7 protein-coding genes and 2 pseudogenes are annotated in these 11,354 nt (G+C 58.1%); all 9 read right to left on the bottom strand.

Annotation, left to right across the window (positions count from 1 at the left end; genetic code table 11):
* Positions 1–213 (bottom strand): annotated as a pseudogene (locus IGS51_RS01145) (amino acid ABC transporter substrate-binding protein); the annotation flags it as partial.
* A 61-nt stretch (positions 214–274) separates the two neighbouring features.
* Complete coding sequence (locus IGS51_RS01140) at positions 275–730, bottom strand: EVE domain-containing protein (protein ID WP_172358134.1); 456 nt, start codon at positions 728–730, stop codon at positions 275–277.
* A 121-nt stretch (positions 731–851) separates the two neighbouring features.
* The gene (locus IGS51_RS01135; protein WP_297075009.1) at positions 852–4,064 is read right to left on the bottom strand and encodes a UPF0182 family protein; all 3,213 of its coding nucleotides are present in this window, start codon (positions 4,062–4,064) and stop codon (positions 852–854) included.
* A 91-nt stretch (positions 4,065–4,155) separates the two neighbouring features.
* Positions 4,156–4,677: a DUF3122 domain-containing protein gene (locus tag IGS51_RS01130; RefSeq protein ID WP_297075008.1), complete on the bottom strand. Its 522-nt coding sequence runs from the start codon at positions 4,675–4,677 to the stop codon at positions 4,156–4,158.
* Between the two features lie 213 nt (positions 4,678–4,890).
* Positions 4,891–7,146, bottom strand: a complete 2,256-nt coding sequence (locus tag IGS51_RS01125; protein WP_297075006.1) for an O-linked N-acetylglucosamine transferase, SPINDLY family protein — start codon at positions 7,144–7,146, stop codon at positions 4,891–4,893.
* 301 nt (positions 7,147–7,447) lie between these two features.
* The gene (locus tag IGS51_RS01120; RefSeq protein ID WP_297075004.1) at positions 7,448–7,930 is read right to left on the bottom strand and encodes a type IV pilin-like G/H family protein; all 483 of its coding nucleotides are present in this window, start codon (positions 7,928–7,930) and stop codon (positions 7,448–7,450) included.
* Positions 7,931–8,066: 136 nt separating this feature from the next.
* A complete protein-coding gene (locus IGS51_RS01115; RefSeq protein ID WP_297075003.1) occupies positions 8,067–9,392 on the bottom strand; it encodes a class I SAM-dependent methyltransferase in 1,326 nt (441 codons plus the stop codon).
* Between the two features lie 132 nt (positions 9,393–9,524).
* A complete protein-coding gene (locus tag IGS51_RS01110; protein WP_297075001.1) occupies positions 9,525–10,853 on the bottom strand; it encodes a methyltransferase domain-containing protein in 1,329 nt (442 codons plus the stop codon).
* A gap of 193 nt (positions 10,854–11,046) precedes the next feature.
* Positions 11,047–11,354, bottom strand: a pseudogene (locus IGS51_RS01105) (5-formyltetrahydrofolate cyclo-ligase); the annotation flags it as partial.

Raw genomic sequence — 11,354 nt, 5'->3', positions numbered from 1 at the left:
CCCCAGGCTGCGAGACAAATCCGCCTGCATTCGCCGCAGCAGGTCAACCGGATATCCCATCGGTTCGCCCGACTCATCCAGCGTGCCAAACGGTGCAGCATCCGTGCGAACCCCCGCCCTCAGCACGCCCGTCCGCTGAATTTTCTCCAGACGCGCCTCTGCCCAGGCGGGAGCCAGCATCCCCAGCCACAGCAGCAGCCCCAAGCTCGCCAATCTACCCCGCCTCGCAGCCCTGCGTTTGTTTCGAGACATCCGCCTCTCCTGACTCCAATCCTCAGCCTTTCGCCAGCTTCAAAATTTTCTGGGCAACCGCTTCGTCTACCGGCATCACCGATAGGCGATTGCCCTGGCGCACCACCAGCAGTTCCTCTGACGAAAAGGTTTGCCGCAGTTGTTCCAGCGTCACTATCTGAGGAAACTGCTCCACAAACTCGACCTGCACCGTGCGCCAGCGGGGATTGTCCTGCGGCGACTTGGCATCGTAATACTTGCTCTTGGGGTCAAACTGCGTCGGGTCTACGATGTCTGGCTGCGACACCTGCATCAGCCCCACAATTCCCGGCGGCGTGGCGTTGGAGTGATAGAAAAACGCGCGATCGCCCACCTCCATTGATCGCAAGAAATTTCGCGCCTGATAGTTTCGCACGCCATCCCAAATCGTCTGGCGATCGCGCTCCAGGTCTTCAATGCTATACACATCCGGTTCCGATTTCATCAGCCAATAGCGCATCAGCAGTTCGAGGTCAGGGGTTACGGGTTAGGGGTTAGGGGAATGAGAAGCAGGGAAAAAGCGTATTCCCACAATGCTTTGACCCTTCGTGACTGCTACACTCCCCCACGGCAACGATCCCTCACGGCAACGCCCCCTCGACCCCAGTCTCCGGCAGCGGCCGCACAATGGTTCCATTGGGGGGTGCTTCAGGATTCGCTTCAACACTGCCATCGGCAGGAGTCCCATCCACCGGAGCCTCTGCAAAGATGGCATCGAGGGCCTGCTGGAGCGTTTCCGCCATAACGATGCGGTTTCCATAGGCCACGATGACCCTTGTGAGGGTGGGCAGACGGTTTTGATCTGCCTGGAGGTACAGCGGCTCGACATAGAGCAACGAGTCCTCCACAGGGATCACTAGCAGATTACCCTGGATCGCCTGCGAACCCTGCCGATTCCACAGCGAAATCTGCTGAGAAATCAGCGGATCTTGGTTAATGCGGGCTTCGATTTGCTCTGGGCCAAAGATCAGCCGCTGCTTGGGGAAGCGATAGAGCAGCACTTTGCCGTAGTTGTCGCCATCGGAGCGAGCCGCCAGCCAGCCGATTAGGTTTGTGCGCTGAGACGGCGTAAAGAGGCGCAGCAGGACAAATTCTTCAGTATCGGCGATGGGCAGCTTGGTAATCAGGTAGTAAGGCGCGACGATTTGCGACTCGTTAGCGTAAATTTCATTCGGTTCGCGCCATTCGTCTTCGCGGTTGTAAAAGATTTGCGGATCAGTCATGTGGTAAGTCATGAGCTGATTCGACTGCACCTGATAGTAGTCCTGTGGATAGCGAATGTGACTGCGGAGAGCCGGGGGCATGGAGTCGAACGGGCGGAACATCTGGGGCAGCAGACGGCTCCAGGACTGGATCATCGGGTCGCTGGGGTCGGCAATGTAGAAGGTGACGCTGCCGTTGTAGGCATCGACGACAATCTTGACGGAGTTGCGAATGTAGTTGAAATCGTTGTTGCGCGGGTCGGAATAGGGGTAGCGATCGCTCGTCGTGTAGGCATCAATAATCCAGTACAGCGAACTGGGCGGCGAGTCGGTGTTGCTAATCTTTTCATCTAGTTCAACTGCGACCGGGTAGGGGTCACGGTCAAACCGCAGAAAGGGGGCGATCGCCTGCACCCGCTTGACGATATTGCGGCGATAGAGCAACTGCGATTCTCCCGTCAACTGGTCGCTAAACAGCATTCGCCAGTCGTTTAAGTGCCGCGCAAACAGCAGCCGCCGCCAGTAAGACCCGATGGGGATGCCGCCACTGCCGCTGTAGGTGTTGTAGACGTTTTCGCCGCCGCTGGGATAGTCCAACTCCAGGGCGCGAGTGCGCGTCAGCACGAAGTTATTGGTCAGTTCGCCAAAATAAATGCGGGGATTGTCGGTCGGCAGCAGGGCAGGAATGCGCGGATCGTTCACAATTTGCTCCACGCCTTCGACAAAGTAGCTGGGTAAGCCACCCTCATCGGCGGTGTTCACTGGGCTGACCGTAAAGCCATAGCCGTGGGTGTAAATGAGGTGCTGGTTCACCCAGGTTTGGGCATCGGCGGGCACGCCGCTATAGTCCAGTTCGCGGGCTGCGATCAGGACTTGCCGTAGGCCAATCGTGCCCTGAGTGGTCGGCAGTTGGTAGCGGTCGAGGTCAGCATCGGGAAATTCGTAGTAGGGGCGGATGCGCTGAAGCTGGCGGTTCGTCTCTAGCAGCGGGCGCGAGTCCCACAGGCGGATGTTGTCGATGGTGAGGTTGTTAGCTTGCAAATCCTCCCGCGTCAGGTCGGTCTGGGGGTCAAAGATATCGTCCTGAATGACCTGTAGGTTAAACGCATCTCGCGTGAGGGCGATGGTGCGCTGAATGTAAGGCGTTTCTAGCGCCAGTTCGTTGGGCTGCACAACGAAGCTTTGCACCACAAAAGGAATCAGCGTCGTGGCGATCGCCGCCACAGCCAGATGCAGCATCGGCCCCCAAAACAGCGGCGGCACTCGACGCGGCAGCAGCGCCACGGTTTCCTCTGCCCCCAGCCCAGGGCGCAGCGGCAAATCAACCGCAGCCCCCGACCACTGAGCATATTCCGCAATTCGCTCTTCGCGCGATCGCCAGCCCCGGAGCGATAGAGCAGAATCCGTCGGAGTCGATGGGACGCGACCGCGAGACTGCGAAGCGGACAGGGGCAACCCTGGTGTCGCTGCGGTTCGAGAAACAAAGCCCCGATTCGGCAGACTGGCCGCCGCCCCCCGGAGCGGCGCAGCCGACACCGCCGGAACCACCCGCCAGCGATGCGAGGCGATCGCCTGCCACAGCAAAATCACCCCCAACACCAGCGCCGCCACTGCTAAGATGCTGTGAATCGGCAGCCGCACATGGACATTCGTAAAGCCAGCCCCGTAGGCCACGCCACTGGTGGAATACAGCAGCCCGTAGCGATTGAGCCAGTGGGCCAGGGCGATCGCCAGCATCAGCGCCCCGCCCAGCCCACAGAGATGGCGCAACTGCGGCAGCGACCAGCCCAAAAATTTCCCCTCGCTGAGGCTGTCGCCCGCCAGCAAATAGACCAGCACCACCGACAGCAGCCCCAGCAGCGTCAGCCCCATCGCCCAATAGGACAGCAACTCCAGCGCAGGCAGCCGAAACACATAAAAGCCAATGTCTTGACCAAACAGCGGATCGGCTCGGTCAAAGGGCGTGGGCGAAGCGGCCAGCAGCAGCTTTGCCCAATATTCCGACAGCACCAGCCCAAAACCCAGACTGGTAAGCAGCGCCCAGCCCCACAGCAGCACTCGCGGATACACCAGCAGCCCCGCCGCCAGCCCCAAAATAATCAGCGCCAACCACGGCTGCTGGAGGCTCTGGACGAGCAGTTGTCCCAGCGTTTCGGCTCGAAATCGTACGGGGACTTGAGCAGCGGGTGTATAGACGCTGAGGGCCGGCCGCCAGTGGCTAATCGCCACGCCCGCGTGGTAGGCCAGCGCCGCACTCATCCACAGGCTGATGCCCGACACCAGCACCGCCAGTGGACGCAGCCGCAGCCCCCCAAACCGGGGAATCGGGGTCAGGTTCAGGTGTGGGTCAGAATGTCGATGGGCGATCGCCAAATTTCCCCACAGAAACACCAGGCTCAGCCCAAACCCCAGCAGCCCCAGCCCTCCCTGCACACCCAGCCGCAGCCAAAACACCCGCAGATGCTCTACCTGCTGAAACCACAGCCCCTCTGCAACCAGCAGCCGCAGCAAATCGAGCAGCAGCAAACCTCCCACCACGGCTAGCGGGATGGCATAACGGCGCGGGAGTCGGAGCCAGCGGGGGAGGGGCATGGGAAAGAAGCGGGAGAACCGAGAGAGGGAAGTGAAGGATCAGGGGTCAGAAGACGCGACCAGAATCCTGGGGTGGAATCCTAGTCTTGAACTAATCCTCATGCTGCCAGTCGAGGAGTTGTCGCCATTCGCGGACGGCAAAGGGAGGAATCGTCAATTCGAGCGATCGCCCCTCTTCTAACGGTAGCGCCAACCGCAGGGGCATGTCGGTTTGCAGGCGTAACATTGTGTCTCGAAAATCGTACTCGCCGACATTTCCCGCCAAATCATCATTCAGGCGAGACGTGCCAAAGACATCGGGAGCAGTCCAATGTTCGCTGCGCCCGGTGGAAATGCTGAGCGGCTGGGCATGGGCCAGGTAGGCCGCTCCTGGATAGCCCACCAGCCGCAGCCGAAAATCCACGACCTGTCCATCTCGCACCCGCTTAAACAGCACCGCCTGCCAAGCATGATCCGACTCGTCTCGCAGCGTTTGGAGCGATCGCACCATCACCTGCCCCCCACCCTCCGGATAGGGATGAATCAGGGCGATCGCAGGCAACGCCCACCCCAACCACAGCACTACGCTGCACAACAGAACCAGACCCCAGCGCCCCAGCCGTTGAATTTCCATAAGCCAACCTTGCATGATGCTCTGGTTCTTATATAGCAGGGAGCCGGAGATTCCGGGGGGATTGATGCCGCCGTTCGTGCATTCTCCCATCAACGGAATCTCGATTTTAGATTTTAGATTTCAGATTTTCGCTCTTCGCTCTTCGCTCTTCGCTCTTCGCTCTTCGTTCTTCCTTCTTCGCTCTTCGCTCTTCCACCAACCCCCTCCTCTCCCTCAGCCTTCCAAATACCGTTCCCACATTTGCTCATAAGCCCGTTCCATTTCGCGGGTAAACTGTCGGGCATTCCACAGGGGCGAGGTCTGGCGCGATCGCCGCAATTTGGCTTGAATCTCTTCGCGCAATTTCGCATCCTTACCCAGTCGCACGCCCCATTCCACATACTCTTCGGCGGTGTGGGCGATGCCTTCGGTAATGCCTGCGTTCATCATCATGCCGTAGCTGTTGCGGCTGGCGAACTGTTTGCCGACCTGCGTCACCATTGGAATGCCCATCCATAGAGTTTCCATCGTGGTCGTTGCGCCGTTGTAGGGGAACGTGTCGAGTACTACGTCAGCGATCGCCAGATTAGCCCGGTGGTCTAGCTCCGTCTTGTCGCGGCTGAGGAAACGGAGGCGATCGCCCGCCACGCCCTCTTCTTCCGCAATCTGTAAAAACAGCGATCGCACCGACTCCGAATCCCCTGCCCCCTTAATTAAAAAGTAGCTATTGGGAACCTCGCGCAAAATCTGCATCTGCCGCCGCACCGTTTCGGGATGGCGCTTGTAGGCAATCTGGGCGCTCAGGTAAATAGCAGCATCGCTGGGAATGCTCAAATCGTCGCGGCGCAGCGTCGGCACACCCACCTCAAACCCATCCACCGCCAAATACGTCTGCGGCAAACGCCAGATGGTCTCGGCATAGTATTCGTCGGCATCGTCAGGCACGACGTAGGAATCGGCAATGAAGTAATCCACCGCCGGTAGACCCGACGCATCCATCCCCAGCCACGTCACCTGCACGGGCGCAGGCTTCAGCGCCAGCACGCCCATGTTCAAATCAGACGTAATGCTATCCAAATCAACCAGAATGTCAATTTCATCTTCGCGGATAGTCTTGGCAATGCCCAGAATGTCGCCTTCGATGGCGTAAGCGCTGTCGGCTTTGCTGGCAAACCATTCGCGCCCAAAGGCCCCCGGTTCGATTTGCTGATTAAACAAAACGTGTATGTCAAAGCGGTCGTGATCGTGATGATGCAGCAGCCAGCGGCTCAGCCAGCCGACCGAGTGCGCCCGCATACAGCGCGAGATGTATCCTACTCGCAGCTTTTTGCGCTCGACGCTCCGCACCAGTGGCGCTTGCGGATACGGGATGTAAAGATCGCTTTTCTGCTTAACAGATGCCGTGAGATCGTCTTGATAGAGCTTGGCCACTCGATTTTGGAGCGATCGCGTCTCTCTGGGTGAATCACTGACATACGGATAAAAGTACATCGACGCAGTTAGGATCGAAGCGTCCAAGAGCTGATCGTCTTTAAACTCATACTCAGCGAGAAAGGTTTCTGAAAGCGCCGTGATGTCTTGCAGCGTCGCCGTCACCCGTTCCCACTGTCCGCCGCGAATCATCAGCCCCCGCAGCAGCATGGCAGTCCCCATCCAGCGCTGTAGTGTTGTTTGAGTGCCCGCCAAAAACCGCTCTGCAAAATCGATTCCCTTATCGTATTGCTCGGTGTCCTGGTAATAGGCGCTGAGTCGCAGCAGGGTTGCGGAATGATAGGGGTCAATTTGATGGCACAGTTCCGCATAGGGAATGGCGCGACTGTAGTTGATGATTTTGGAAGAAATGTTGTAGGCTGCTGCCAGCAGCGGATCGATCCAGTCGGCTGGCTGCTCCACTCGTGGAATAAATGCCTGCACCAAGGCGATCACAGCATTTTCGTAGGGAATGGTTTCCAGCAGTTGCTTGACGAGGGTAGACAGATGCTCCATCTCTGCGGCGGCGGGCTGCTCTGTCCGGAGCCACTCAATCAGTCCCAGTTCTTCGAGATTCTCTGCCTGAAACTGCTTTAGCTCTAGTTCAAGTTCCACCAGGTGCAGCGCATTTTGCCAGTCTGCTGGATTGACTTCCCGCAGGTGGCGGCGAATCAGCCAGGCTGCTTGCGCCTGTCCTTTGCGCTGCTGGCGCAGGGCCTCGGTGTGCAGGAGGTTTGATAGCTCTGTCGTCCAAGGCTCAAGCTGGTCTGGCGCTGCCTCAGACATCATCATTGTCCAAAGCAGTTGCGCTTCTTCTTCCTGTTTTTGCAACAGCCGCACCAAGCCCAAATGCCAGACTGCCGAGGGAATTGCAGCGTTTTCCTCGATCAGTTGCTCCAGCGCAACAGCGGCTGCGTCATAACGCTCAGCCCGAACCAGGGCGATCGCCTCTTGCAGCCTGGGATCGACAGGGGCGGCGCTATCAGACACAGGCTCGGAACTCAAAGTCAGCTCTGTCATAGGAATCGGGGGTATCTTGCAAGGAAAAAACTGGGGCAGATGCGAACTTGCAGGGATTTAGAGAGCGATCGCAATGTTGAATCTCTGTTCGACTAGGTTACCCAATCCCCCCGCGAAAATCGAAACGCTGGCGCACTCTGACGCACTCTAAAACAAACGCACTCTCAAACAAAAGGCTGTCAGGAGATTCTCCCAACAGCCTTCTATAAAAGAAAAGAGAACGTAGCACCAGTTGCAAGTTGAAAGAAAAACAGCGCTAAGGCTGACTCATCTCCCTTGCAGTCCGGCTTACATCCAAGTCCTACGGGCAGACGGTACCTGAGATCGTGGGGACGCTACCAATGCCGCCTTCGCACAGCAGCGCCAGGGTGGTGGCGCTACCATCGTTTGCGGTCGCAACCCACACCTTGCCAGCGTAGCCCTTCAGCGTTGCGGTCGGGGTAGCGGTGGTGGTTGCCACAGCAGCAGCGCCCGAACCTGAGGCGCTAGAGGCGTAGGTGTAGTTCTTGGTGTTGCTGATGCCCAGTTCCAGGTTGCTGAGCGCACCAAAGGTGTTCTTCTCCAGGAAGTAGGCTTGCTGACCCCGGTTGATAGAACCGACGTAGGTTTGAGCCTCAGACTGGCGAGCCTTGTTGGCTTGGTTCAGGAAGGAGGGCAGCGCGATGGCGGACAGGATACCGATGATGATGATCACCACCAGCAGTTCAATCAGTGTGAAGCCTTCTTCGCCCTTTTTCTTGTCGATCAGGTGCTGCAAAAACTTCGCTTTCAGTTCAGTCTTCATAGGGTAGAGTCTCCTTGAGGTTGCGGGATACTGGGTTTCTAACTCCTAGCGTTAATTTGCCCAGCTTGCGTCAGTTTCATATCAGGGGTCTCAAAAATTTTCTGGGATTTTCCGAAGGACTGAAAGCCTTGCAGTGTCAGGAATCTAACTCAGTGAGTACGTATAAAAACGCATCGAGTCGGTTCAACAAATTTTGTACCCTGGCAAATGCCGTGTTCTCACTGAGTGGCTCCAGCGTTGCCCAGTCTGTGGGCTGGATCTGTTGCCAGCGCTGGGCTAGGGCTGCCACGGTCTGAGGGCCCTCCCAGAGGGGCAGCAGGCAGGCGGTTTCTAGGGCCGTCAGCAAAACGGGGCCCATTGCGGGCAGGTCGATGTAGCGGGTTAGCTCGAAGGGCTGGCTGGTTTCAATCTGGGCGATCGCCGCTTCTCGGATCGGCGCAGCCCGCAAAACCGGATGCAGATGCACCCTTGCCCCCTGCCATGCTTCATCGTCCCAGGCATCGACAGGAATCCCCGGTGGGTCAGCATCCGCCCGCACACACCAAAAATCCATCAGGCGATTGACCGGATGTAGCAGTTCATACATGCGTAATTGCGCTGGCGGATCGGCGGCCATCAGGCTCATGCCCCATAGCGCGGGCAGGTCGTCGCCGTCCTTAAACAGGTCGGGCACTTGCCAGTGTCGCCAGTTCACCATGCTGAGAAATTCCAGATTAGCCGCGCCCAGCAGGTCAAACACGTCGGGAATCGTGAAGCCTTTGTCGCCCACCAGCAGATGATTCGCCAAAATGCTGCCGTCGCTTTCGGGCCGTTCATATTCAGGCTTCCAGGCATGCTGCTTTAGCACTACGTCTGGCTTTAGGGCTTTCATCGTGTTAATCACCACCTGCACGGCTTCGCTCTGGGAGGTTTCCGGCTTCATCAGCCCGATCGCCCGAAAGAGTTCCTGCGCTCGATAAAACGCATGGCGCTGGAGGGCACTGTGCAGATTGACCCGCAGGATGCCGTCGGGCTTGAGAACGCTGGTCATGGCCTGTAATGCTGCCAGCGGATCGGGCACGAGATACAGCGTCTCATCGCAGTTGATGTAGTCAAAGTGCATCCCTAGGCTGGGCAAGTCTTCGATCAGCAGCGTATAGAACTCGGTGTTGGGAATTTGGTGATAGTCGAGCCGCTGCCTCGCCAGCTTGACCGACGCTTCCGACAGGTCAACGCCGATGATCGTGGCACCGGGATTGGCGATCGCCAGCAGATGCGCCTTATAGCCCGTGCCGCAGCCCGCATCCAAAATCACCTTGCCCACCGTATCCACTGCCCGCCGATAACGCAGATAGTACGGCGTGACCATGCTATGCACAAACTGCATATCGTAATCCGCCAGGGGTGACTGGTCGAGCGGAATCCGGGGATAGGGCGCATTGTCAAACTGGGCGCGGAGTTGGTCGAGGGTAGAAGAGGACATTGGGGTCATGGGGGAACGGGATAATCGCTTAGATGATTCAGGTGATTCAGATGATTAGAGAGGGCGTTGATGCTGTTTATTGATGCTGTTCGTTGATGTTGTTCGTTGATGTCGTGGCATCACGCCATTGCTCTAAAGCTCAACCAGGACAAACAAACACCGCTCCAGCCGCTTGATCAGTTCAACCGCTTGCCCCAGGGCGGCATCCGGGGTCATCGGTTCCAGGCTGGGCAGTTGGACGGGGTGGAAGCGCTGATACTGATGGGCGATCGCCGCGATGGAGTGCGGCCCGTCCCACAGCGGCAGCAGCGAGAGTGCCTGACTGCTGCTCAGCACCACGGGCGTTGGCGAAACTTGGCTGAGGTGGCGACTTATTTCAAACGGCTGAGAAGCCTGACACGCCGCCAATAGTGCCTGACGCACTCGCTCGGTGCGGAGTTGGGGATGCAGGTGCAGGGTCGCCCGCTGCCAGTCGCTTAGCGCCCAGTTTTGCACTGTCCGGTCTGGGCGCGAGTCGGGCGGTTCCGCTTCGGTGGCAACGCCACACCAGGCATCCAGCAGGCGATGCACCGGATTCAGCAGTTCGTAGAAATAAAGCTGGTCTTCGATCGAGCAATTGGGCACCAGTTGGTCCCACGGCTCCGGCAGCGCATGGGGATTTTGGAACAGGTCGCGCAAATCCCAATGCAGCCAGTTCACCATGCTGATCAGTTCTAGGTCTGCCGACTTTAGCAACCCAAACAGATCAGGAATGGTATAGCCCTTATCGCCCAGCAGCAGATGATCGACCAGCACACCCTCTGGCTGCTGATCGTAAATCGGATGCCAGGTGGTCGTTTTCAGGACGACATGATCCTGGAGGGCGTTCATGGTTTCATGCACCAGCCCGACTTCTAGCTCCTCTGGGTTGCCCTCCATCAGCCCCAGCATCCGGAACAAATCCTGCGCTTGGTAATAGCGGCGACGCTGATAAGCGCTGTGCAGATTCACCCGCAAGAGGCCGTCCGGCTTGAGAACCGAGCGCATCGCCTGCAACCCCGCCAGCGGATTGGGCAGCAGATACAGCACCTCATCGCAGTTGATGTAGTCGAACTGTATTCCCAGTTGCGGCAATTCCTCGATCAGGCCGGCGTAGCATTCCACTTGGTCAAACCCGTGGTAAGCCAGCCGCTGGCGGGTTAGCTCCACCGATTTTTCCGACAAGTCCATGCCGACAATCTTTGCGCCCGGATTGGCCTCCGCCAGCATCAGGCACTTATAGCCACTGCCGCAGCCCGCGTCCAAAATCAACCGATCTTGTGGGTCGATGACGCGACCATCGCGGCGGTAATACGCCGTTATCAGGCTGTGCTTGAAGAGGGAATTTGGATCATCCTTGGGCGACTGCTCCAGCGGCACGCGGGGATAGGGCGCGTGGTCAAATTGCTGGCGGATTTTGTCCAGGGCTTCGGGGGAGAGCATGGGCGGGAAGAGGGAAGAGGGAAGAGGGAAAAACGAAGAAGGAAGAACGAAGAACGAGGAGGGAAATAGGAAGGATTGTGGAATTTGCGATTGCGTCTTCTGTATGAGTATGCCCATCTACAGGACAGAGTTACCTGAGCAGCATAACCCACGCGGGCGATCGCCCTTTTATCCCAAAATCACCCAACGTCCATCACTCCGACTCCTGATCAGCCAACCGCTCTTCTCGCAGCGCCCGCAAAATCGGAATCTGGCGGTATTGATCGGGCTGGACGGCGGCCCAGTCGATTCCGGCGGGTTTGGGGAAGGTGTGATGGGTGGCGATCGCCCCTTCTGGCGTGATCACCCAGTCCAGCGACCAGTCGTGCGGCTCTACGGGCAGTTGGGCTGCGTCCACCAGTTGCAGCGGGTGGATCGTGGTGACGATTTGCGTATCGGGCTTCAACAGGTTGAACTGTTGCAGCAGGGCGAGTTCCAGGTCGGCGAAGCCCGCGCCCTTGC

It is taken from the genome of Thermoleptolyngbya sp. M55_K2018_002 (assembly GCF_015295965.1).
Taxonomy (GTDB): Bacteria; Cyanobacteriota; Cyanobacteriia; order Elainellales; family Elainellaceae; genus Thermoleptolyngbya; species Thermoleptolyngbya sichuanensis.
The sequence above is the reverse complement of the archived record's forward strand: the minus strand, read 5'-3'. Positions and strand labels throughout refer to the sequence as shown.